Origin of the sequence: Allobosea sp. Root483D1, assembly GCF_001429505.1 — a bacterium.
Taxonomy (GTDB): Bacteria; Pseudomonadota; Alphaproteobacteria; order Rhizobiales; family Beijerinckiaceae; genus Allobosea.
Map to the genome: position 1 here is coordinate 1,011,530 of NZ_LMJW01000001.1, position 24,358 is coordinate 1,035,887.

Sequence of the window (24,358 nt, forward strand, 5' to 3'; positions counted from 1 at the left end):
TAACATTTCGGTAACGGAATAATTACGATTTGTTTCAAGTATTCAATAATCAGCCTTTCCGAAAATTAACTAAATAGCCAAAGCACCGCGAAACAACATTCCGCTTCAGGGCAGCCGGTGATAGTTCAATATTTACGACAATTGGCGTGATCGGAACCGTTTTCCGTCGGCGCACCCGCCATCCAGGCGGTCTCGTTCATGCCTCGTTTACAACAGGAAGAAATCCCTCGGTCACGCCAACCTTTGCTTAGCTCGCACCGGGTATTCCTGCCCTTGGGACAGGCCGGCTCAGCAACCACGCCGTGACGAGGACAGGTCCAGACAGCATGCGTACCCTGATGGCCTGTGTAGCGTTCCCGCCCTTCATCGATGGCGGCGGGTCGATTTTCCGAGGCAATGCGACTTCATCGGTCCTGATGTGGGATCTTCCAGCGATGTACCGTTCAGTAGCTCCGAGACAGGGAAGGAAACCGCCAGACCGCCGGTTGCGGACTGCGGACGGCCATGCGAACCCGGCTCATGGAAACCTAAAGCTCACGTCCGGCAAACGGACGAGCCTTGCGGTGTCAGCCGTCAGCACCTGCACAGTTTCGGCGGCATAGCTGGAATGGTTCCGCAGTCTTCAGAACTTCTGACGTCCCTGATCGTCGCCACGCTTGGTCGATCACGCGAGCTGGAAGGCTTGCTTCGTTCGCTCGCAGCGCAGAAACGGGGCGATTTCGAGATTATCGTCGTGGACCAGAACATCGACGATCGCCTCGCGCCGATCCTCGACGGCTGGGCCGATCGCCTGCGGATCAAGAGGGTGCGCGCGGAAAGCCGCGGTGTATGCCGCGCCCGCAACATCGGCGCCGCTCACGCGCGCGGACAATGGCTTCTCTTTCCGGACGATGATTGCTGGTATCCGCACGACTTCCTGTGCCGCCTTGACAAGCTGAGGTCGGAGCATCCCGTAGCCTTCTACAGCGGCCGCGCTGTCGACGCTCAGGGTCGTACGATCATGGGCGCTTTCGAGAGCAAGCCGGGACCCATCGGTCGGGACAGCGTCTGGACGACGCTGATCGAATGGATGATGGTCGTCCGCAGGGACGCTTTCGAGGCGGCCAGCGGCTTCGACGAGGCACTCGGCCCCGGCGCGGGCACGCCCTGGGGCGCCTACGAGGCTCAGGATCTGGCTCTCGGACTGCTCACGGCCGGATATGTGGGCTATTACGATCCCGACCTCACGGGGCATCATCCTGACGAACGCAGCGATCGCATCTCCGCGGCCGGCATTGCCAAGATCCGGACCTACAACGTCGGCATGGGCTATGTGATGCGCAAGCATGGCTACGGCTTTCTGGTTTATCTGCCGCGTCTGTTGCGCCCGCTGGCCGGAGTAGCCGTCTACACGTTGAGCGGCCGGCTGGAGATGGCGAGGCGTTCCTGGGGGATATTCTCCGGCCGCTGGTCCGGCTGGAGAGGCGCGCCGACGCCGGAGTCGAACAGGACATGAGGCCAGGTTTGTCGGCGATCGACGCGCCGCGCCGCGTTTGCGACACCATTGGCCGGATGCAAGGCAGGCCGGTGCTTCAATGACCCGCAGCAGCATCATGTCGAACTCGATCATCAACGCAGCGGCCGGCTTGCTGTTGCTGGTGAGCGGATTCGGCTCTTCCGTCATCGTAGCGCGCCTGCTCGGACCAGAGGCGAACGGAACAATCGCCTTCGCATTGTGGCTCGCCACAACCGGCTCGCTGATCGCTGAGCTCGGCACCGGCGTCCTGCTCTTGCGTCTGCTGCCGCAGCTCAAGGCCCGGGACGTGGATGACGAGGGCCGGCGCGGCTTCGCCGCGTATCTCGCCCTGCCGGTCACGGTAGCCACGACCGTTCTGGTCGCGCTCTTCTGGGCGTTCTGCTGGTTCGGCGGCACCGATTGGATCGGTTCCACGCAAGCGGCTGTCACGCTCACGGGCCTGCTGCTGTTCGTCCAGTCGATAGGCTCCTTCACTAAGAATTACCTCATTGGTGACCAGCGCCTGCGCCTATTTTTCCATTTCACCACCATCGTCTCCGCGCTCCAGATCAGCCTCGTATTCACTGGGGCTTACCTCTACGGCGTGGAGGGCGCGCTCATAGGCTATATTGCCGGGCAATCGGTCTTCTTCCTCTACTCGATCCGGATTCTGCTGACCGCGCCGAACAATGCTGGCTACGCCGCACGCACCCTCGCGGGAACCTCGATGGTTCTGTTCTTCGAGTTCGTGCTCACCTCCGTGTTCCTGACCCGGCCGGAACTGGGTTTCCTCCAGCATTTCCAAGGGGCACAGCAAGTCGGCTTCTATGCGGTGGCGTTGACGCTAACCAACCTTGCGCTGCAGCTGCCGGTGCAACTGACCGGCAGCCTCATACCCTTCTATGTCGAGAGGCAGCACATCGGAGAGGAAGATGCTTCGTCGGAGATCTTCGCCGCAGTCATGCGGAATTTCTCCTACATCACGTTTCCGCTCTGCTTTGGCCTTGCCGCTATCTCCACGCCGCTCGTCCTGTCTGTCTACGGCCCCGCCTTCGAACCCGCCGGCCTCATCGTGGCGATCATGGCCGTCGGCGCCCCCGCGGCCGTCTTCATTCAACTCGTCACGCAATATCTCTACGCCATGGACCGGATGAAGTATCGCCTTGCCATCAGCGGCCTGGGGGCGATCCTGATGGTCTCGGGCTGCTTCATTGTCGTCCCACGATGGGGGGGCATTGGCGCGGCCGTTGTCCGGGATCTGGTGTTTCTGACCATGAGCGTGGCGCTGCTGTGGAGCATCAGGCTGCAGAGCGATTCGCGCGCACTGACGGTGGTGATCGTCAAAGTCGCCGCGGCCGGCGCGCTCTGCGGGCTTGCCGCACTGGCCATGACGCAGATGCTGTCAGGGGCGAGCGGCGTGGTCGCCGGCATCGTTGCGGGCGCCGTCGTCTACGGCGTGATGCTGCGCCTGCTGGCAGCTGTGCCGAGCCAAGATGCGGAGGTGCTCGACGATCTGCTGGAGCGCCTGCCGCCCGAACGGGCACGGCTGCCCAAACTGTTCCTGGGCCTGATCGTGCCCGGTGCCACCGCTTCGGAAGCCGCAAAATGATGCCCCAACCTGCCTTCACATACGCCGAAGGGAGCACACCCTTGAGACAGAGGTCGGCTCAGGGTGCGCAGCATCCAGCTTCTGGCGAAGCTGCCAGGGCCTGGCCTTTCGGCGAGCCCGTCACTTTCGCCGGCAGCATGGGCGTCTTCCATGCCGGCCGGGCCCCGGTCGCGGTGCTGATGCTCGGCGCCATCGGCTATGAGGAGTTCTGCCTGCGCGCGACCTGGCGCAGCCTGGCGCAGGCGCTGGCCGACAAGGGCATCGCTTGCCTGCGCTTCGACTATCCCGGCCAGGGCGACGCCCATGAAGCCGCCGACCCGCAGGGCCTGGACGACTGGTTCGGGACGGTCCGCGCCGCCGCCGACCTGCTGCGCCGCGCCAGCGGCTGCAAGCGCCTCGTCCTGCTCGGCCAAGGGCTCGGCGGGGCACTGGCGCTCAGGCTCGCCGAGGAACTCGCTCCGGTCACGGCAACCGTGCTGCTGGCGCCGGTCGGCAACGGCAAGCGCTATCTGCGTGAGCTCTCGGCCTGGGCGCGCATCGTCTCGGACCGGATCGGCATGGGTACCGACCCCGACGACCATACGCGCTGCGCCGTGGCCGGCCTGCGCATCGCGCCTGGCTATCTGCCGGCGATCGCCGCGCTCGGAACGACGGCGCTCCAAAAGGCGCCGTCCGGGCAAGTCCTGCTGCTGTCTCGCCCCGGCCATGGCGGCGACGCGGCCCTGGCCGAGACGCTCACCGGTCTCGGCGCTGCCGTGACGCAGCGCGACTATGAGGGCTACGAGACGCTGACCACCGATTCGACCACGGCCCGCCCGCCAAAGGCGACGATCGCCGGTATCGTCGACTGGATCGCCAAGCGAGCCCAGGCGGCGGGCTCCGCACCGGACAACGTCAGGACACCGCAGCCGCTCGCCCCGGCGGAAGGCCTGCTCGGCGACGGCTTCGTCGAGCGGCCGATCCGCTTCGGCCCGGAGGGGCGCCTCTTCGGCGTGCTCTGCGAGCCGCTCGGGCCGGCCGCGCGCGAGCCGATCATCTTCGTCAATGCTGGCCGCGACTACCATATCGGCTGGGCGCGGGTCAGCGTGAACCAGGCGCGCGCCTTCGCCGCGCGCGGCATCGCCTCGCTGCGCTTCGACGCCAGCAGCGTCGGCGACAGCGGGGTCGCTGCCGACGGCCCGGAGGAAATCCTCTACTCGCAGGCCCAGATCGACGATGTCCGCCTCGCCATCGACGCCATGCAGGCGCATGGCTTCGACGCGCCGGTCCTGATCGGGCGCTGCAGCGGCGCCTATGCCGCCTTCCATGCCGCCGTGGTCGACGAGCGCATCCGCCGCCTCGTCATCGTCAACAATGAGCGCTTCGTCTGGGATCCGGACGAGAGCGTCGAGGATGCGATCCGCTATGCCCATCGTAGCACCGGCGATCTCGGCGCGACGCTGGCCCGCAAGGACGGCTTGGGCCGCCTGCTCACCGGCAAGCTGCGCGTCGGACCGGCGGGGCGCTATCTGATCTACCGCTACCGCAAGCGGCTCTCAGTCAAGCTCTCCCCAATGCTCGGGCGATTGACCAAGCATGGTCGGCTCCATCACCAGTGCCACCACCATTTCGCCACGCTCGCCGCACGCAAGGTCGAGTTGTCGTTGCTCTATGCCGACGGCGATGTCGGCATAGCGGAGTTCCAGACCTATTTCGGCGAGGCCGGCAAGGGCCTCGCCGCGTACCCGAACGCCTCGCTGACCATGCTCGCCGACGCGGACCACAACTTCACGCATCTCGCTGCGGGACGTCGGCTGCTCGACGCGCTTATCCGGATCGTCGCGCCATGAGGGCGGCCGTGCTCGCTTTGGCGCTGGTCGCCGCCTTGCCGGCTCGGGCGGAGACCTGCCTGCGCGGCGTCAACCTCTCGGGCGCCGAGTTCGGCGATGCGCCCGGCAAGGTCGACACCGACTACACCTATCCGGGCGAGGCGGCGATCCAACGGCTCGGCAAGCTGGGCGCCAGCGCCATCCGCCTGCCCTTCCGCTGGGAGCGCATCCAGCCTGATCTCAAAGGCTCGCTCGACATCATGGAGCTGGCCTATCTCGATCAGACAGTCCGGCGGATCAACGAGGCAGGGCTTATCGCCATCATCGATCTGCACAATTACGGCTACTATGCCAAGAAGCAGCTCGGTTCGGCCGAGCTTCCGGCCGAAGCGCTCGCCGATGTCTGGAGCCGCCTCGCCACGCACTACCGCGATCGCCCCAAGCTCGTCTTCTCGCTGATGAACGAGCCCCACGACATCCACAGCGCGAACTGGGCCAAGATCCAGAACGTCGCCATCGCCGCGATCCGCAAGACGGGCGCGAAGCAGCTCCTGCTCGTCACCGGCACGGCCTACGGCGGCGCCCATAGCTGGACCGCCGATCTGCCGGTCGGCAACAACGGCCGCGACCTTATCGGCGTCGTCGACCCGCTCGATCGCTACGCCTACGACTTCCATCAGTATCTCGACGCCGACTATTCCGGCCGGGCCCCGGAATGCTCGGCCGCCCCCGGCGCGCTCAAGGCGATCGACGACGTCACCGCCTGGCTCAAGGCCAATGGCCGCCGCGGCTTCCTCGGCGAGTTCGCCGCCTCGAACAAGCCGGAATGCCTGACCGCCCTCAGGCAGATGGCGGCAAAGGTCGATGCCCACCCACAGCAATGGCTCGGCTGGGCCGCCTGGGGTGCCGGTCCCTGGTGGCCGGCGGACTATGTCTTCAACCTCGAGCCGACCAAGGCCGGCGAGCGCCCACAGATGAAGGTGCTGCTCGAGCGCTTGAAGACGAAGCGGCCGACCGCCATCTGCGGCCTGGAGGCCAAACCGTGACCGCCCCGTTCTCCCATCGCGCCGCGCCCGCTCTGCCGGCCGGCACGCGCATCGTCCATGTCGTGCGCCAGTTCCTGCCCAATCGCGGCGGGCTGGAAGACGTCGTCGCCAATCTCTGCCGCGCGCAGCTGGCGCTCGGCCTCAAGCCCTCCGTGGTGACGCTCGATCGCCTGTTCTCGCGGCCAGCGCTCGTCCTGCCGGCAAGCGAGGTGATCGACGGCATTCCGGTTACCCGCATCCCGTTCCGTGGCTCGACGCGCTATCCGCTCGCGCCCGAGGTCTTCGCCCATCTGCGCGGCGCCGATCTCGTCCATGTCCATGCGATCGACTTTTTCTTCGATGCGCTCGCGCTCGGCTGGCTGCTGCATCGCAAGCCGCTCGTCGCCACCACCCATGGCGGCTTCTTCCACACCGCTGATTTCGCCGGCCTGAAGAAGCTCTGGTTCAACGGCCCGACCCGGCTATCGGCACAGGTCTATCGCGGCATCGCCGGCTGCAGCACGAACGATGCCCGCATGTTCGAGCGGCTCGCGCCCGGCAAGGTCCGGGTGATCGAAAACGGCGTCGACCTCGACAAATTCGCTGGCGCCTCCAGCCTCGAGCCGCAGCGCCGCCTGGTCAGCATCGGCCGCTTCTCCAAGAACAAGCGCCCGGATCGGCTGATCGCGATGATGGCGGTGCTGGCGCAGCGTGAACCCAGCTGGCATCTCGACATGCTCGGCGTCGCCTCCGACTGGACAGAAGAGGCCCTGCGGAATGCGATCGCCAGCGCCGGCATGGAGCGGAATGTGACGCTGCATCTCGGCCTGGGCGATGCCGCGGCGAGGCAGGTGATGAGCCGTGCCTCGCTCTTCGTCTCGGCCTCCGAATTCGAGGGCTTCGGGCTCGCATTGGTCGAGGCGATGAGCGCCGGCCTCGTGCCGATCGTCCAGCCCAATGCCGCCTTCGCGAGCCTGGCCGGCAAGTTCCCGGTCATCCGCACGGTCGACTTCGCCGATCAGGAAGAAGCCGCTTCGGCCGTCGAGCAGGCTCATGCCGACCTCGTCCATTTCCCCGGCAACACGCGCCCGCGCCTTTCGGATCTCGCATCCTATTCCTGGAACGAGGTCACCCGCCGCTATCTCGAATTCTACGCCGCGGCGCTCTGACCCCACCACAATCGCCCTCCGCCGGCGCAAGGAATCCCTTGCGTGCCGGCGGCTTCTGCCTTTGTAATAGTGGATACACTCATACAGAATAGCTGACCGAGTGCAGACGGCTTGCGAGGGAACGGGATGAGCTTCGCCTCCAAGGGCATGGCCGCGACGGCGCAGGACGAGGCCTATCGCGCCATCCTGCAGGACATCCGCAGCGGGCGTTATCAACCCGGCGAGCGCTTGATCCCGGAGACGATCGCGCGCGAGCTCGCCATGAGCCGCATGCCGGTGCGCGAGGCTTTCCAGCGCCTCGCCAATGAAGGGCTCGTCCTCATTCGCCCCAATCGCGGCTGCGTCGTCTCGGGCCTGACCATCGAGGAGATCTATGAGCTGTTCGAGATCCGCTCCGTGCTCGAAGGGCTCGCCGTGCGTCTCGCCATGCCGCGTTTCGATGCCGCGGCGCTGGCCGAGCTCGACGACCATCTCGTCCGCATGCACCGCGCCGGCGCGGCCGGCGGCGCCGACTGGCTCGGCAAGCACCAGGAATTCCACGCCTATATCTGTGGGCTGAGCGGGCGACCCAAGCTGATCGCCCGGATCGCCGCGCTGCACATCGCGGTCGAGCCCTATATGCGCGTCTGGCTCCATCATGTCGCCCAGCCTGCCCATGCGACCGAGCGCCAGGACGAGGTCGTCGAGGCGATCCGGACCGGCGATGCCGAGCACGCCGAGGCGGTGATGCGCGACCATGTCCTGCGCACCGCACCGCGCCTCGCCGAGTTCCTGCGCAGCCGCGGCCAGGCAGCCGGCGCTCTATCGACCCTGCCGGCCAGCGCCCAGATCTGAGCCGAACGATTGAGCGGCTCGCTAGAAGCCGCACTCCCGAGGACGCCCGAGGGTCAGCCAAAACAACGAGGGGATCAACGATGGATCGACGCCAGTTCCTGAAAGCTTCGGCGGCAGCTGCCTTCCTGCCGGCTGCGCCGCATATCGCTACGGCGCAGGATGCCAAGACCCTGCGCTTCGTGCCCTATTCGGACGTCGCGATCATCGATCCGATCTGGACCAACGGCTATTCGACCCGCACCCATGCGCTGCTCGTCTGGGACACGCTCTATGGGCTCGACGACCAGTTTCAGCCGCAGCCGCAAATGGTAGAGGGCCATGTCGTCGAGGATGACGGCAAGCGCTGGACGTTGACGCTGCGGCCCGGCCTCGTCTTCCATGACGGCAGCAAGGTGCTGGCCCGCGACGCCGTCGCCTCGATCCGGCGCTGGGGCGTTCGCGACACCTTCGGCCAAGCCCTGATGGCCGCGACCGACGAGCTTTCGGCGCCCGACGACCGCACAATCATCTTTCGATTGAAGACACCCTTCCCGCATCTGCCGGCAGCGCTTGCCCGCCCAAGCGCGCTCGTCGCCGCGATCATGCCGGAGCGCCTCGCCCAGACCGATCCGTTCAAGCAGATCCCCGAGGCGATCGGCAGCGGTCCGTATCGCTATGTCACCGCCGACCGCATTGCCGGCGCCCGCCATGTCTATGCAAGGCACGAGGCTTACGTCCCGCGTCCGGGCGGCACGCCGAGCTTCACCGCCGGGCCGCGGACGCCCTATCTCGACCACATCGAGTTCACCGTGATGCCGGATGCCGCGACCGCGGTCTCGGCGCTGCAGACCGGCGCGGTCGACTGGGTCGAGCAGCCGATCATCGATTTGCTGCCGCTGCTGCGGAAGGACTCGAACATCGTCGTCGAGGTCAAGGATCGCAGCGGCATGGCCGGGCAGCTCCGCCTCAACCATCTGCAGCCGCCCTTCAACAACCCGGCGATCCGCCGCGTCATCCTCAAGGCGATCGACCAGGAGGATTGCATGAACGCGGTCTGCGGCGGCGATCCGCAGGTCGAGCGCGGCAGCATGGGCTTTTTCGGCAATTCTCCCCTGGCCTCGGACGCCTCGGCCGAACTGCGCAAATCGCCCAAGGACATCGCCAGGCTGAAGCAGGAGCTCGAAGCCGCCGGCTACAAGGGCGAGCGCATCGTCTTCCTCTCCGGCCAGGACGTGCCGCGCATCGCGCTGGTCTGCGAGGTCGCGGCAGACGCGCTGCGCAAGATTAGCTGCAATGTCGATTTCGTCGCTGCCGACTGGGGCACGGTGCTGCAACGTATCAGCAGCCGCCAGCCGGTCGAGCAAGGCGGCTGGAGCTGCTATGTCAGCTACTGGTCCGGCATCGATCTCGGTTCGCCGGCGACCAACTCGCCTTTGCGCGGCAATGGCGCCAAGGGCAGCCCGGGCTGGCCCGACAGCCCGCAGATCGAGGCGCTGCGCGCCCGCTTCCTCGCCGCCGCCGATCCCGCCGCGCAGAAGGCGATCGCCCGCGAGATCGAGCAGCAGGCGATGCAGGACGTGCCCTATGTTCCGGCCGGCCAGTATTTACAGCCGGTCGCGTACCGCAAGAACCTGACGGGCATGCTGAACGGCGTCCCGGTCTTCACCAATCTGCGCAAGGGCTGAACGCTCTTCGCCTCCTTCCCCGATGGCCGGCGACGAGCGCCGGCCAGGTTTCCACGAAAGCCTCTTCCATGCGTGATCTAGAGCTTCCCGGCCGCTCCCTCGCCATCAGCCGCAATGCGATGGCGGCGACCTCGCATCCCGCCTCGACGCTGGCCGCGCTCGAGATCATGAAGGCCGGCGGCACTGCGATCGACGCCGCCATCGCCGCCTGCGCCGTACAATGCGTCGTCGAGGCCGGCTCGACCGGGGTCGGCGGCGACTGCTTCGTGCTCTATTCGCCGGGCGGCTCGACCGATGTCGTCGCCTATAACGGCTCCGGCCGTACGCCCGCCGCCGCGACGCTGGATTGGTACGCGAAGGCCGGCATCGCCACGCTGGAACGGCATTCGCCGCATGTCGTCACCGTGCCCGGCGCGATCGACGCCTGGACACGGCTCAACAAGGACCACGGCCGCCTGCCGCTCGCGGAAGTGCTCGCGCCCGCGATCGCCTATGCCCGCGACGGCTATGCCCTGACGCCGCGCGTGGCCTACGATCTCGCCGCCCAGCACGAAACCCTGATCAAGGATGCCAACGCCACCACGACCTTCCTGGTCGACGGCAAGGCCCCGCCGGCCGGTATCGTCCAGCGTCAGCCGGCTTTGGCCGAGACGCTCGAAGCAATCGGCCGCGAAGGCCGCGACGCCTTCTATCGCGGCGAGATCGCCCGAGAGATGGTCGACTATCTCAAGGCCGCCGGCGGCCTGCACACAGCTGACGATTTCGCCGCGGCCGAAGGCGAATACGTCACGCCGGTCAGCGCCACCTTCCGTGGCCGCACCGTCTATGAGTGCCCGCCGAACGGCCAGGGCGTCATCGCGCTGCTGATCATGAAGATCCTCGAGCGCTTCCAGCCCAAGGGCGGCCCGCTTGCCGTCGAGAACCTCCACATCGAGCTGGAGGCAACCCGACTCGCCTATGCCGCGCGCGACCGCTTCCTCGGCGACCCCGCCACGGCCGATGTTCCAGTGGAGCATCTGTTCTCCGACAAGCTCGCCGACGAACTCGCCGGGATGATCGATCCGCAGCGTGCGCTCGACCCGCTGCCGGTCATCCCTGGCGGCGCCGAACACAAGGACACGGTCTACATCAGCGTCGTCGACAAAGACCGCAACGCCGTCTCCTTCATCAACTCGATCTTCTCGCCCTATGGCAGCGGGCTGATGACCAAGAAGGCCGGCGTGCTCTTCCACAATCGCGGCCAGAGCTTCGTGCTGCAGCAGGGCCACCCGAACGCGATCGCGCCACGCAAACGGCCGATGCATACGATCATCCCCGGCATGCTCGCCGAGAACGGCCGCGTCGTCATGCCTTTCGGCGTGATGGGCGGCCACTACCAGGCGATGGGCCACGCCCATTTCCTGGCCAAGCTGTTCGACCACGGCCTCGATCTGCAGGAGGCGATCGACCTGCCCCGCCTCTTCCCGCTGCCGGGCACGAACACGGTCGAGACGGAAAAGCGCCTGCGCGAGAGCGTCGGCGCGGCACTCACGGCGCGTGGCTTCGACGTGCAGCCGCCGAAATCGCCGATGGGCGGCGCCCAGGCGATCTGGATCGACTGGGAGAAGGGCACGCTGACCGGCGGCTCCGACCCGCGCAAGGATGGCTGCGCCCTCGGCTATTGAGCAGCGCGCGAGGCCGCCCTGCATGGGGCGGCCTCGACAGCGCCGGCGATCCCGGCAAGCTTCTCCTCAGAACAAATCCAGGGAGAAGCGGGCATGGCGGACGACAAGCCCAAGGGTCGCGGCATTGCCGGCGGGCTGACCAATTACGGCGACCCGGAATTCGCCGCTTATCTGCGCCGCTCCTTCGCCCGCTCGATGGGCTATTCCGACGAGGCGCTGGCGCGGCCGATCGTCGGCATCGCCAACACCTATAGCGGCTTCAACAACTGCCACCGCCACTTCCCCGAGTTGCTGGAGGCGGTGAAGCGCGGCGTGCTGATGGCCGGCGGGCTGCCGGTCGAATTCCCGACGATCTCGCTCGGCGAGGTCTTCCTCAATCCGACCAGCCTGAAATTCCGTAACCTGATGGCGATGGGCACCGAGGAGATGATCCGGGCCCAGCCGATCGACGCCGTCGTGCTGATGGGCGGCTGCGACAAGACCGTGCCGGCGCAGTTGATGGCGGCGCTCTCGGCCAATGTCCCGGCCGTCGAGCTCGTCGGCGGGCCGATGTCGACCGGCCGCCACAAGGGCGAGCGCCTCGGCGCCTGCACCGATTGCCGGCGCTTCTGGGCCCGCTTCCGCGCCGGCGATGTCGACCAGGAAGAGATCGACGTGGTCGAGGGCCGGCTCGCCACCACCGCCGGTACCTGCGCGGTGATGGGCACGGCCTCGACCATGGCCTGCATCGCCGAGACGCTGGGGCTCGCTTTGCCGCGCTCGGCTGCGATCCCCGCCGTCCACGCCGACCGGCTGCGCTGCGCCGAGGCAAGCGGCAAGCGCGCGGTCGAGCTGATCGGTACGCAAACCCTGCTGCCGCGCCAGATCGTCACCGAAAAAGCGGTCGAAAACGCCTGGCGCGTGCTGCTGGCGATCTCCGGCTCGACCAATGCCGTGGTCCACCTGACCGCAATCGCCCGCCGCGCCGGCATCAAGGTCAATCTCAATCGTCTCAACCAGCTCTCCGACGAGACGCCGGTGCTGGTGAACCTGAAGCCTGTCGGCGACAACTACATGGAGGATTTCTTCGCTGGTGGCGGCGTGCCGGCCGTGCTGCGGGAGCTGCGCGACCTGCTCCATCTCGACTGCATGACCGTGACCGGCAAGACGCTGGGTGAATTGATCGATGAACCCCTGCTCGACCAGCTCGACCGCACGATCATCCACTCGCGTGAAGACCCGGTCGATCCCGATGGCGGGCTCGTCGCGGTGTTCGGCTCGCTCGCTCCGCGCGGCGCCATCGTCAAGCGCGCCGCGGCCGAGAAGCGCCTGCTTGAGCATGAGGGCAGAGCCGTCGTCTTCTCGTCATTGGAAGACCTCGCCGCCCGCATCGACGACCCCGATCTCGACGTCACGGCCGACGACATCCTCGTCCTGCAGAATGCCGGCCCGAAGAGCGCCGCAGCCATGCCGGAAGCCGGCTATCTGCCGATCCCGCGCAAGCTCGCGGCCAAGGGCGTCAAGGACATGGTCCGCATTTCCGACGCCCGCATGTCCGGCACCGCCTATGGCGCGATCGTGCTGCATGTCGCGCCGGAGGCGGCGGTCGGCGGTCCGCTTGCTTTGGTCCGTAATGGCGATCGCATCCGGCTCAGCGTGCGTGAGCGGCGGCTCGATCTGCTGGTCGACGAGGCCGAGCTTACGGCGCGCCGGGCAGCGCTGCCGCAGCCGGTCGCGAAGGCACGTCGCGGCTATGACCGGCTCTATGACGAGCACGTGCTCCAGGCCGACGAAGGCGTCGATTTCGACTTCTGCTGACCAGCCTCAAGCGAGGTGGCAGGCGATCTCCAGCTCACCCTCGCGGCGCAGCGCCGGTGCCTCGACTCGGCAGCGCTCGACCGCCTGCACGCAGCGCGGATGGAAGGCGCAGCCCGGCGGCGGCGCGATCGGGCTCGGCACCTCGCCCGACATCGGCCGGCGCTCGCGGTTCGGCTTTTCAACGTCGGGAATCGTGTCGAGCAGCAGCCGCGTATAGGGATGGCGCGGCCGGGCGAAGACCTCTTCCGCCGGCCCGCTCTCGACGAAACGACCGAGATACATGATCGCGAGATGGTCGGACATGTGCCGGACCACCGAGAGATTGTGGCTGATGAAGAGATAGGTCAGCCCGAACTCCTTCTGCAGCCGCACCATCAGGTTGAGGATCTGCGCCTGGACGGAGACGTCGAGCGCCGAGGTCGGCTCATCGCAGACCAGGAAATCCGCTTCGGTCGCCAGCGCGCGCGCGATCGAGATGCGCTGGCGCTGACCGCCCGAGAACTCGTGCGGGAAGCGGCTCGCATCCGTGCGCGACAGGCCGACGATCTCCAGGAGATCGCCGACGCGGGCAGCCGTCTCGCCTTCGTCCTTGCGCAGCTTCAATTCGCGGATCGGCTCGGCGATGACGTCGCCGACGCGCCAGCGCGGGTTGAGCGAGGCGTAAGGGTCCTGGAAGATCATCTGCACGCGCGGCGGCCCGACCGAGCCGTCGGAGCGCTTGACGTCCTTGAAATCCAGCATGCCCTGCGTCGGCCTTTGCAAGCCGACGACCATGCGCGCCAGCGTCGACTTCCCGCAGCCGGATTCGCCGACGATGCTGAAGGTCGTGCCACGCGCGACGCTGAACGAGACGTTCTCGACCGCGCGCAGCACGCGGCGCGGCTCATGCGAGAACAGGCGCGACAGGGCCGGCGCCGAGACGTCGAAGCGGCAGGAGGCGGCGGAGACCTCGAGGATGGTGTTCTGCTCAGCCATGGGCCGCCTCCTGAAGCGGGAAATGGCAGGCGGCGGCATGGCCTGAGACCGGCAGCCTAGGCCTGTGCTCGCGGCAGAAATCGGTGGCGAAGCCGCAGCGCGGGTTGAAGGCGCAGCCGGCGGGAATCGCATTCAGCCGCGGCATCGAGCCGTCGATCTGGCTGAGCTGCGCATTGCGGCGATGCACGCTCGGGATCGAGGCCATCAAACCGGCGGTGTAGGGATGGCGCGGCCGGCGCGTCACCTCCTCGACCGGGCCGATCTCGACGATGCGCCCGGCATACATCACCGCGACCCGGTCGGCCGTCTCGGCGATCACGCCCATATCGTGGGTCACCAGCATGATCGCGGTGCCGTGCTCGCGGCAGAGCCGCTTCAAGAGGGTGGTGATCTGCGCCTGGATGGATACGTCGAGCGCTGTCGTCGGCTCGTCGGCGATGATCAGGATCGGCTCGGCGCAGAGCGCGAGCGCGATGACGACGCGCTGGCGCATGCCGCCGGAGAACTGGTGCGGGTAATGGTCGATCCGCGTTTCGGCGGCGGGGATGCCGACCTCCTTGAGCAGATCGAGCGCGCGCTTGCGCGCCTCCGCCTTGCCGACCGGCAGATGCGTGGTGATCGTCTCGATGAGTTGCTCGCCGACGGTCAGCAGCGGATGCAGCGAGGTCAGCGGATCCTGGAAGATCGCGCCGATCCGGCGGCCGCGCAGCTTGCGCATCGCCTCGGCCGGCAGGTTGTCGATGCGTTGGCCGGACAGCTTGATCTCGCCACCGGCCAGACGTCCCGGCGGGTCGAGCAGGCCGATCACCGCCGTGCCGGTCAGCGACTTGCCGGCGCCGGACTCGCCGACGACGCCGAGGATTTCGCCCGGCGCGATCTCGAAGGAGACGCCGTCGAGCGCCGTCAGCGGGCCGCGCCGCCCGTCGAAGACGATGCGCAGGTCGTGGACCGAGAGCAGCGCTGGCTGGGCATTCACGCGGCGTCCTCCCTGCGTTCGACCACGTAGCTCGACGAGAAGATCTCGCTCATCGGCGGGTTTCCGAAGGTGCGCTGCGGATAGCGCGCCATCACGTCATCGAACTGCTTTTGCGCACGGGCATTGTCGGCGGCCTCATCGATGCCGGGGATGACGCGGTCCTGCATGACGAAGCGCCCGTCGATGATCACCGTCGAGACGTCGCGGCCATGGCCGGTGAGCAACATGGTCTGGATCGGGTCGATCACCTGGCCGCTATGGGGCCGGTCGAGCGCGAAGACGGTGATGTCGGCGCGCGCACCCGGCTGCAGCCGGCCGAGATCGGGCCGGCCGAGCGCATCGGCTCCGCCGACGGTGGCGGCATCGTAATAGTCCTCGCTGCGCACGGCCGTCGCGCTGCCAGCCATGGTCCGCGCCAGGATCATGCCGACCTGCAGGTTCATGATCATGTCGGGCGGGCTGGTGTCGGTGCCCATGCCGATCTTGAGGCCCAAGGCGCGATAGCGGCCGAAATGGTCGATGGCGTTGCCGTGCCGGCCGGAGACCAGCGGGCAATGCACGATCGCAGCGCCAGCATCGCGGATGATCTCGAGGTCGTGGCCGGGGCGTTCGACAAGGCGGCTGCCGGAGACGACCGTGCCATGCGGCAGGAGGCAGCGCTCGCCCAGGAAACCGAGGCTTGCCAGCCATTCCGGCGGGCTCATGCCATGCTGCGCGAGGACGAGGTCGTATTCGATCTTCGACTGGCAGCAATGCAGGCGGACCGGCACGTCGAGATCGCGCCCGGCCGCCGCCGTGCGGCGCAAAAGCTCGGCAGTCGAGGTCTCGATCCTGTCCGGCGCCAGCATGGTGCGGATCAACCCGCCGGCCACGCCTTCATGACGCTTACAGAAGTCGATCGCGCCATCGAGTTCGGCGAGGCCGCGCTCCTCGTCATAATAGGTGACGATGCGCCCATCGGCCTCGACCAGCTGGTTGCCGGTGCGATAGCCGGGGCCGAGATAGGCGCGCAGGCCCAAGGTCGCGGCAGCCTCGGCCGCATCCTCGAACTCCTCGACGGTCTCGCCCCAGGCGCGGTAGAACAGCGAGGCGATCGGCAGCGCCGTGGTGATGCCGTTGCGGATCAGCGTGGCGAAGGCGTGCTTCTTCTGGAAGGCCAGTTCCTCGCGCGAATACATCTCGTAGGGGCCGGCTTCGAGATAGCTGCGCGGCCAGACCCGGCCCTTCTTCCAGGCCGGCTGGTTGTCATAGGCGAGGATGGTGGTGTCGAGATCGGAGAGCGCGTCAAGATCGACGAAGCCGGGCCCGATCACGGCGTTGCCGTAGTCGATCCGCCTGGCGACCTCGCCGGGGAAGCGATGGCCGGTGAAGACGACCTCACCATCCTCGAAGACGATCTCGCCGTTCTCATAGAGGCGATGCCGTCCTTGCGCGTGGCCGACGAGCCAGCGCGCGGTCAGCAGGATGCGTCCTTCGGGGCGCTTGGCGGCTTGCAGGGTCACGGCGCGGTCCTGATCGAGACGCCGTCGCGGGCGACGATCTTGCCGCGCTTGATCACGCGGCGCTGCGGCGGACGGTTCGCGACGGCCTCGGCGATCGACTCGGTCGGCAGCAGGACGAGATCAGCGACGCAGCCGACGTCGAGCCCGTAGCCCTCGATCTCCATCACCTTGGCGCCTTCTGTCGTGCAGACATCGAGCGCCAGCCTGACCTCGTCGTCGCGGCGGAAATTATTGCGCAGGCCAACGAACATCGCCCGCTCCAGCATGTCGGCGTTGCCATAGGGGCTCCAGGTGTCGCGGATGCCGTCGGACCCGGAGCAGACGCGCACGCCGGCCTGCAGCAGCTTCTTCACCGGCGGAGCCGGGCGGCTCGCCGGCGCCGTCGTCATGATCGCGATGTCGAATTCGGCGAGTTGGTCGATCAGCGGGTCGATCAAGGCGGGATCGGGGGTGCCGAGGCAGAAGGCGTGACTGACCGTGACCTTGCCTGCCATGCCGAGCGCACGAGTGCGCTCGATGATCAGGTCCAGCGAGAAGGCGCCGACCTCGCCCGGCTCGTGCAGATGGATGTCGAGCGGCTTGCCATAGCGCTGGCAGAGCGCGAAGACGGCATCGAGATGGCCCTTCGGGTCGCGGTCGATCGTGCAGGGATCGAGCCCGCCGACGATCTCGCAGCCGGCCTTCATCGCCTGGTCCATCAGCTCGAGCGTGCCCGGCCGGCGCAGCAGGCCCGATTGCGGGAAGGCGACGAGTTCGATGTCGACGATGTCGCGATAGGCATCGCGCGTCTTCATCACGCCCTCGACGCCCCACATGCCGTGCTCGGTGTCGACATCGACATGGCTGCGGATATGGGTCGTGCCCTTGAGCGAGGAGAGGATGCTCTGGCGGGCGGACTGGCGCGCGGGATCGATGTCGAGCCGCTTCTTGTTCATCCGCTCATTGTCGATCTTGTCGAGCAGCCTGGGGCCGACCTCGTTGGTGTACCAGGGCAGGCCGAGCAGGCTCTTGTCGAGATGGGTATGGGCCTCGACCAGGCCGGGGATGACGATCTCGCCTTTGCCGTCCTCGACCGCGATGCCGGCGGGTGCGGCAAGACTCGCGCCGACCTGCGTGATCTTGCCGTTCTCGATCAGGAGGTCGACGGCCTTGCCGGCATAGGGGCGGACATTGCGGAGCAGCAGGGAGGCGGTCATCGCAGGCGTATCCTCTTGGTTTCTTGTCGTCAGCGCAGCTTCGGGTTCAGCGCGTCGCGCAACCAGTCGCCGAGCAGATTGACCGAGAGCACGATCAAACCGAGCTGCAGCGAGGGGAAGACGACGAGCCACCAGGAGCCGGAGAACAGGTACTGGTTGCCGATCCGGATCAGCGTGCCGAGCGAAGGCTGGGTGATCGGCATGCCGACGCCGAGGAAGGACAGGGTCGCTTCCGAGAGGATGGCGAGGCCGAGATTGAGGGTGGCCGCGACCATCACCGGCGTCAGCGTGTTCGGCAGGATGTGCCGGCCCATGATCCGGCTGGCGGGGACCTTGATGATGCGTGCCGCCAGCACATACTCCTTGCGCCGCTCGACCATGGTCGAGGCGCGCACCGTCCGGGCGTATTGCACCCAGTTGGTCAATGCGATCGAGACGACGAGCACCGCCGCGGCGAAGGGATCGCGCAGACTGGGCGGCAGCAATTCGCGGAAGATCGCCGAGACCAGGATCGCCATCAGCAGCGTCGGGATCGACAGCACGGTATCGCCGAGCCGCATCAGGAGGTTGTCGATCCGACCCCCATAGAAGCCGGCGGTCAGGCCGATCGAGACGCCGATCACCATCGAGACCATGACGGCCGAGAAGCCGATGATCAGCGAGACCCGCGTGCCATAGAGGATGGCGGAGAAGACGTCGCGCCCTTGCGGATCGGTGCCGAGCAGGAAGGGCCATTCGCCGTCCCCCGACCAGATCGGCGGGATCTCGGCCTTGTCGATGAATATCTGGGCGAGATCGTGCGGGTTCTGCGGCGCGATCAGCGGGCAGAACAGCGCGGTCAGGATCAGGATCGCCAGCACCAGCGCCGAGAGCCAGGCCGCCGGCGTGCGCCGGAAGCTCCAGCCGACATCGCTGTCGAGGAAGCGGCGCAGGCGGCCGGGCTTGGCGGCGACTTCAGCGGGCATTGGCGCCTCCTGTAAGCGCATCCTCGCGCAGGCGCGGATCGACCCAGGCGTAGGTCAGGTCGACCAGCGTATTGAGCGAGACGAAGATGAAGGAGACGACGATCAGGTAGGCCGCCATCACCGGGATATCGACGAAGGTGACGGCCTGGACGAAGAGCATGCCCATGCCCGGCCACTGGAACACCGTCTCGGTCACCAGTGCGAAGGCGATCAGATTGCCGATCTGCAGGCCGGTCACGGTGATCACCGGCATCAGGCAGTTGCGCAGCGCGTGGCGGAAATGAACGGTGCGCGACGGCAGGCCGCGCGCCTTGGCGAAGCGGATGAAATCGGTCCGCATCGTCTCCAGCATCTCGGCGCGCACCAGGCGCATCACCAGCGTGATCTGGAACAGCGAGAGCGTGATGCCGGGCAGGATCAGCGCCTTGCGGCCGGACGAGGTGAGCAATCCGGTACTCCACCAGCCGAGCTGCACGACCTCGCCGCGGCCGAAGGCCGGCAGCCATTGCAGGTTCACGGAGAAGACCAGGATGAACAGGATGCCGAGCGCGAAGCTCGGCAGGGAGACGCCGAGCACCGAGACGAATTGCAACGCCTTGGCGAGGAGACTGTCTCGCTTGATCGCGGTGTAGACCCCGAGCGGGATGCCGATCGCCAGCGACAGGAAGGTCGCGACCAGCACCAGCTCGAAGGTCGCCGGGAAGCGCTCGGCGATCAGCGTGAATACCTCCTGCTGATTGCGATAGGAGATGCCGAAATCGCCGCGCACGGCGTTGCCGACGAAGGTCGCGAACTGCAGCACGAAGCCCTTGTCGAGCCCGAGCCTGGTGCGCAGTTCGTCGCGCTGCGTCTGGCTCGCCTGCTCGTTCAGCATCAATTCGACGGGGTCGCCGACGAAGCGGAAGGTCAGGAAGGCGAGGAACGCCACCGCCAGCATGACGCCGGCGGCATTGACGAAGCGCTTGAAGAGGAAGGCCGGCATGGAATGACTACTCCAGCTCTCGGATGAACCCCGCCGTCATGCTCGGGCTTGACCCGAGCATCTCAGGACCAGGGGGCGGCATTGCCTTCTCGTCACGAAATTCTCGGGTCTGCGCTTCGCTTCGCCCGAGAATGACGGCTCGCCTTCACTTCATCTTGGTCAGCCACAGGCGCGGCTTGTTATCCGAAGCCTGCACGGTGGAGGCGACCGTGCTGCGCATCGCCCAGGCCATCGGCTGCTGGTGCAGCGGGATGAAGAGCTGCTCGGCCTTGGCGATCTTCAACGCCTCCTTCATCAGCTCGATGCGCTTTGGCGTATCGAGCTCGACGCCGGCCTTGTCGACCAGCGCGTCGATGCGCGGATCGCCCCAATTGCCCCAGTTGAACACGCCGCCCGTGCCGCTCTTCGAGCGCAGCACCTGCACCAGTAGCGAATAGGCGTCGATCATCGGCTCGTTGGCCCAGCCGAAGGAGATCACGTCGAAATCGCCCTTGACCCGCTTCGGCGTCTGCTGGCTGCGCGGGGCGAGGCTGAGGTTCGGCTTCAGGCCGGCGCGCGACCACATCGCCGCCACCGCCTGGCAGAACTCCTCCTCGTTGACGAGCGAGTCGCTCTGGCAGTTCATCAGGAAGGAGAAGCCGTTCGGATAGCCGGCATCGGCGAGCAGCTTCTTGGCGCCGGCGAGATCGAAGGGCAGGCGCTCGTCCTGTGACGGCTCGTAGCCGGGGATCGCCGGAGCGACGAGCGCGCCGGTGTTGCGCGAGAGGCCGCGCATCGCCCGCTTCTGCACCGCGTCGATGTCGATGGCGCGGTAGAGCGCCTCGCGCACCTTGATGTCCTTGAAGGGGTTCTTCTCCTTGACGTCGCTCTCGACGAGCTTGTCGGTCAGGTTGAAGGCGAAGAAGACCGAGCGCAGTTCGTTGGTCTGCAGCACCTTGACCTCGCTCGAGGCCGAGAGGCGCGGCAGGTCCTGCAGCGGCGCGACATTGGTGTAGTCGATCTCGCCGGAAAGCAGCGCCGCGACGCGGGTCGAGGACGAGGTGATCGGCGTGAATTCGATCACGTCGATATTGTGCTGCGGCTTGTCCCACCAGTCCGGATTTTTGGCGAAGACCGTCTTGGAGTCGGCGCGGCGGCTCTCGACCTTGAACGGGCCGGTACCGTTGGCATTGTCGGTGGCGTAGCCCTTCACGCCCTTGCCGGAATCGGTGGGGAGCAGCGAGTTGTTCGCCTCCATCCACTCCTTGTCGAAGATGAAGATGTTGGTGAGGTCGTTGAGCAGCAGCGGATAAGGACCGTTGACCTCGAGCTCGACCGTGTAATCGTCGATCTTCTTCGAGCTCTTATAGGCCGGCAGATTGCCCTTGAGCGGCGAGGTGTCGTGGGTGACGCGCGCCAGCGAGGCGATCACGTCATCGGCGGTAAACGGGTTGCCATTGTGGAACTTGACGCCTTGGCGCAGCTTGAAGCGCCAGGTCGTCGGTGTCACCGTCTCCCAGGATTCCGCCAGAGCCGGCTCGATCTTGAGGTCGCCGGTATAGCGCACCAGCCCTTCATAGACATGGTTCAGCACCGCGAGCGTGAAAGTCTCGCCATAGGAATAGGGGTCGAGCGAGGCGATCTCGCGCGACGCGCCCCATTTCAGCGTCTTGGCTTCGACCGCGCCGTTGAGCGCGAATGCGGCAACCGCCGCCAGCAGCCAGGCCTTCTTCATCGGTCTCTCCCCTTTTCGTTGCTCGCCGGCCCGCTTTGCGCACCGGGGAATGCCGTTCCGTTGCCACCTCTGTGATCATCGTGGCGCTTTGCGCGCCATCTCGTGTGCGATCGTTGAGCAAACTTGCATACGATAGAAGAACCGTATTGTATGCGATTATTGAAGACAAGCGGAAACTCGATTCATGCCGCACCCTGCCCGCCCGCTCGCAGCGAACAAGCCCCGCCCCAATGGCAAGTCGGCCGAGGCCGGCACGCCCGTGCCGCGTGCACAGGCGGTCTACAAGGCGCTGCGGCGCGCCATCATCGAGCAGGCATTGAAGCCGGGCATGAAACTCCCTGAGGATTCGATCGGCGAGCAGCTCGGCGTCAGCCGCACTCTGGTGCGCGAGGCCTTCGGGCGGCTCGCCGTCGAAGGGTTGGTCGAGCTCAAACCCAATCGCGGCGCCAATGTCGCCTACCCGACACTCGAAGAAGCGCGCGACGTCTTCGAGGTCCGTCGCGGGCTGGAGCGGCTCGTCGCCGAAAATCTCGCCGGCCGGCTGACCCCGGCACAATCGGCCGAGCTCGAGGCCCATGTGCGGCTGGAAGAGAAGGCGCACGAGCAGGATGGGCCGGAATCGATCCGACTCTCCGGCGAGTTCCACATCAAGCTCGCCGAGATGACCGGCAATGCCCTGTTGCTGCGCTATGTCCAGGAAGCCTCGTCGCGCTGTTCGCTGATCCTCGCCATCTATGGCCGCCCGCATTCCTCCGAATGCGCCGTCTCCGAGCATCGCCAGTTGATCGAAGCCCTGCATGCCGGCGACGCCGCCCGCGCCGCGGCCTTGATGGATCACCACCTGCAATCCGTCGTCACCCGCGCCTTGCTGGCGCCGCGCGGTGAACGCGACATCCGCGACGTGCTCGCACCCTATGCCTTGAGTGAAGGATTGACCCCATCGTGACCCAGACGCTGACGCAGGACCGGCCGGCCACCGCCGAGATCGTCACCTTCGACTTCGCCGCCTTGACGCCGCGCGAGCGCTACAAGCTGCTGATCGGCGCCGTAGTGCCGCGCCCGATCGCGCTGGTGACCACGATCGACGCCAACGGCGTCGTCAACGCCGCGCCCTTCTCGTTCTTCAACTGCCTCTCGGCCGATCCGGCGATCCTGGCACTCGGCGTCGAGTACCGGCAGACCGGCGGGCAGAAAGACACCGGTCGCAATGTCCGCGAGACCCTCGCCTTCACCGTCAACATCGTCTCCGACGCGCTGCTCGACGGCATGAACGCCTGTGCCGTGCCGTTCGAGCCGGGCACGGATGAGCTCGCCGAGGCCGGCCTTTCCGCCATGCCCGGCGTCAAGGTGCCCTGCCCCTGGATCGGCCAGGCGCCGGCTGCCTTCGAATGCCGCCACCACACCACGCTCGGCATCGGCAATTCGCGCGAGATCATCCTGGGCGAGGTCGTCTACGCTCATTTCCGCGCCGATACGGTCGACACGATCAAGCACTATGTCGATCCGGTCGCGCTCGACGCGATCGGCCGCATGGGCGGGCATGGCTACGCCACGACGCGCGACTATTTCGACCTGCCGACCATGTCCGTCGCCGACTGGCGCGGCGATCGCTCCAAAGCGCGGCGCACGCGGCCAGGCCAGCGCTGAGAGAATACGCCGCCCGCACCGAAACGGTTGACCCGCGCCAGAATTCCGCCAGCAATGCGGCCTCGTAAAATCAATCCGACGAGGCCCCCGATGAACAAGCACGTCTCCGGCATCGATGCCGCCAAGCTCGATAATCTGGCTGAGGTCGCGATCAGGGTCGGCCTCAACCTCCAGCCGGGCCAGGACCTCTTCCTGACCGCGCCCGTCGCGGCGCTGCCGCTGGTTCGGCGTATCGCCGAGCACGCCTACAAGGCCGGCGCCGGCCTCGTCACCCCGATCCTCTCGGACGAGGCGCTGACGCTGGCGCGCTACCGCTTCGGCCAGGATCAAAGCTTCGACCGCGCCCCGTCCTGGCTCTATGAGGGTGTCGGCAAGGCCTTCGCGGCCAATACCGCTCGACTCGCCATCGTCGGCGACAACCCGATGCTGCTCGCCGAGCAGGATCCGGCCAAGGTCGCCCGCGCCAACAAGGCGAACTCGATCGCCTACCAGCCGGCGCTGGAGAAGATCGCCAATTTCGACATCAACTGGAACATCGTCGCCTATCCCGGCGCGGCCTGGGCGAGCCAAGTCTTCCCGGGTGATGCCGAGGAGGTCGCGGTCACTCGGCTGGCCGAGGCGATCTTCGCGGCATCGCGCGTCGACCGCGATGATCCGATCGCGGCCTGGGCGGAGCACAACGCCGCTTTGGCGCTGCGGACCAAATGGCTGAACGGCCAGCGCTTTTCCGCGCTGCATTTCACCGGGCCTGGCACCGATCTCACCATCGGCCTCGCCGACGGACATGAATGGGAAGGTGGTGCCTCGACCGCCAAGAACGGCGTCACCTGCAACGCCAACATCCCGACCGAGGAGGTCTTTACCACCCCGCATGCCCGCCGCGTCGACGGCCATGTCGCCTCGACCAAGCCGCTCTCCTACCAGGGCACGCTGATCGACAACATCCAGGTCCGCTTCGAGGCCGGGGCGATCGTCGAGGCCAAGGCGAGCCGCGGTGAAGAGGTGCTGAACAAGGTGCTCGACACAGACGCGGGCGCGCGCCGGCTCGGCGAGGTCGCGCTGGTACCGCACTCCTCGCCGATCTCGCAGAGCGGCATCCTGTTCTACAACACGCTCTTCGACGAGAACGCCTCCTGCCACATCGCGCTCGGCCAGTGCTATTCGAAGTGCTTCATCGATGGCACCAAGCTGACGCCGGAGCAGATCGCGGCGCAGGGCGGCAACCGCAGCCTGATCCATATCGACTGGATGATCGGCTCCGGCGAGGTCGACATCGACGGTGTGAACGCTGATGGCAGCCGCGTTGCGGTCTTCCGGAAGGGCGAGTGGGCCTGAG

Annotated in this window: 19 protein-coding genes; 12 read left to right on the forward strand and 7 right to left on the reverse strand. The window is 66.7% G+C overall.

From position 1 onward, the window contains the following. Positions 1–607 precede the first annotated feature (607 nt). The 9 genes from ASE66_RS04715 (at position 608) to ASE66_RS04755 (ending at position 13,065) form a co-directional block, all read left to right on the forward strand. Positions 608–1,495, forward strand: a complete 888-nt coding sequence (locus ASE66_RS04715; protein WP_082613198.1) for a glycosyltransferase family 2 protein — start codon at positions 608–610, stop codon at positions 1,493–1,495. 79 nt (positions 1,496–1,574) lie between these two features. Continuing rightward, the gene (locus tag ASE66_RS04720) at positions 1,575–3,104 is read left to right on the forward strand and encodes a lipopolysaccharide biosynthesis protein (RefSeq protein ID WP_057188370.1); all 1,530 of its coding nucleotides are present in this window, start codon (positions 1,575–1,577) and stop codon (positions 3,102–3,104) included. 41 nt (positions 3,105–3,145) lie between these two features. Next, positions 3,146–4,933, forward strand: coding sequence for an alpha/beta fold hydrolase (locus ASE66_RS04725; protein WP_162262443.1), 1,788 nt, complete (start codon positions 3,146–3,148; stop codon positions 4,931–4,933). After that, complete coding sequence (locus ASE66_RS33100; RefSeq protein ID WP_057188372.1) at positions 4,930–5,958, forward strand: glycoside hydrolase family 5 protein; 1,029 nt, start codon at positions 4,930–4,932, stop codon at positions 5,956–5,958. The genes ASE66_RS04725 and ASE66_RS33100 overlap by 4 nt, the downstream gene beginning before the upstream one ends. Then, positions 5,955–7,106: a glycosyltransferase family 4 protein gene (locus tag ASE66_RS04735; RefSeq protein WP_057188373.1), complete on the forward strand. Its 1,152-nt coding sequence runs from the start codon at positions 5,955–5,957 to the stop codon at positions 7,104–7,106. The genes ASE66_RS33100 and ASE66_RS04735 overlap by 4 nt, the downstream gene beginning before the upstream one ends. A 126-nt stretch (positions 7,107–7,232) precedes the next feature. Continuing rightward, entirely contained in the window at positions 7,233–7,940 is a 708-nt protein-coding gene (locus ASE66_RS04740; RefSeq protein ID WP_057188374.1) for a GntR family transcriptional regulator, read from the forward strand. 80 nt (positions 7,941–8,020) lie between these two features. Continuing rightward, the gene (locus tag ASE66_RS04745) at positions 8,021–9,604 is read left to right on the forward strand and encodes an ABC transporter substrate-binding protein (RefSeq protein ID WP_057188375.1); all 1,584 of its coding nucleotides are present in this window, start codon (positions 8,021–8,023) and stop codon (positions 9,602–9,604) included. Positions 9,605–9,672: 68 nt separating this feature from the next. Beyond that, on the forward strand, positions 9,673–11,268 hold the full coding sequence (gene ggt, locus ASE66_RS04750; protein ID WP_057188376.1) for a gamma-glutamyltransferase: 1,596 nt from the start codon (positions 9,673–9,675) through the stop codon (positions 11,266–11,268). Positions 11,269–11,361: 93 nt separating this feature from the next. Continuing rightward, positions 11,362–13,065 (forward strand): IlvD/Edd family dehydratase, encoded by a 1,704-nt coding sequence (locus ASE66_RS04755; RefSeq protein WP_057188377.1) that lies wholly within the window; start codon positions 11,362–11,364, stop codon positions 13,063–13,065. Positions 13,066–13,071: 6 nt separating this feature from the next. On the opposite strand, the gene ASE66_RS04760 is transcribed toward ASE66_RS04755, so the two are convergent. From ASE66_RS04760 to ASE66_RS04790, 7 genes are all read right to left on the reverse strand, one after another. Next, on the reverse strand, positions 13,072–14,040 hold the full coding sequence (locus ASE66_RS04760) for an ABC transporter ATP-binding protein (RefSeq protein WP_057188378.1): 969 nt from the start codon (positions 14,038–14,040) through the stop codon (positions 13,072–13,074). Next, a complete protein-coding gene (locus ASE66_RS04765) occupies positions 14,033–15,016 on the reverse strand; it encodes an ABC transporter ATP-binding protein (RefSeq protein WP_057188379.1) in 984 nt (327 codons plus the stop codon). Before ASE66_RS04765 ends, ASE66_RS04760 begins: the two co-directional genes overlap by 8 nt. After that, a complete protein-coding gene (locus tag ASE66_RS04770; protein WP_057188380.1) occupies positions 15,013–16,518 on the reverse strand; it encodes an amidohydrolase family protein in 1,506 nt (501 codons plus the stop codon). The genes ASE66_RS04765 and ASE66_RS04770 overlap by 4 nt, the downstream gene beginning before the upstream one ends. After that, entirely contained in the window at positions 16,515–17,714 is a 1,200-nt protein-coding gene (locus tag ASE66_RS04775) for an amidohydrolase family protein (RefSeq protein WP_057188381.1), read from the reverse strand. The genes ASE66_RS04770 and ASE66_RS04775 overlap by 4 nt, the downstream gene beginning before the upstream one ends. Before the next feature lie 29 nt (positions 17,715–17,743). Continuing rightward, entirely contained in the window at positions 17,744–18,679 is a 936-nt protein-coding gene (locus ASE66_RS04780) for an ABC transporter permease (protein WP_156412006.1), read from the reverse strand. Further along, positions 18,669–19,661 (reverse strand): ABC transporter permease, encoded by a 993-nt coding sequence (locus ASE66_RS04785; protein ID WP_057188383.1) that lies wholly within the window; start codon positions 19,659–19,661, stop codon positions 18,669–18,671. The genes ASE66_RS04780 and ASE66_RS04785 overlap by 11 nt, the downstream gene beginning before the upstream one ends. 145 nt (positions 19,662–19,806) lie before the next feature. Continuing rightward, positions 19,807–21,375, reverse strand: a complete 1,569-nt coding sequence (locus ASE66_RS04790) for an ABC transporter substrate-binding protein (RefSeq protein ID WP_057188384.1) — start codon at positions 21,373–21,375, stop codon at positions 19,807–19,809. A gap of 184 nt (positions 21,376–21,559) precedes the next feature. On the opposite strand from ASE66_RS04790, the gene ASE66_RS04795 reads away from it, so the two are divergent. The 3 genes from ASE66_RS04795 (at position 21,560) to ASE66_RS04805 (ending at position 24,357) form a co-directional block, all read left to right on the forward strand. After that, positions 21,560–22,321, forward strand: a complete 762-nt coding sequence (locus ASE66_RS04795; RefSeq protein WP_057188385.1) for a GntR family transcriptional regulator — start codon at positions 21,560–21,562, stop codon at positions 22,319–22,321. Then, positions 22,318–23,022, forward strand: a complete 705-nt coding sequence (locus ASE66_RS04800) for a flavin reductase family protein (protein WP_244494793.1) — start codon at positions 22,318–22,320, stop codon at positions 23,020–23,022. Before ASE66_RS04795 ends, ASE66_RS04800 begins: the two co-directional genes overlap by 4 nt. 90 nt (positions 23,023–23,112) lie before the next feature. After that, positions 23,113–24,357: an aminopeptidase gene (locus tag ASE66_RS04805; RefSeq protein ID WP_057188386.1), complete on the forward strand. Its 1,245-nt coding sequence runs from the start codon at positions 23,113–23,115 to the stop codon at positions 24,355–24,357. Position 24,358 lies beyond the last annotated feature (1 nt).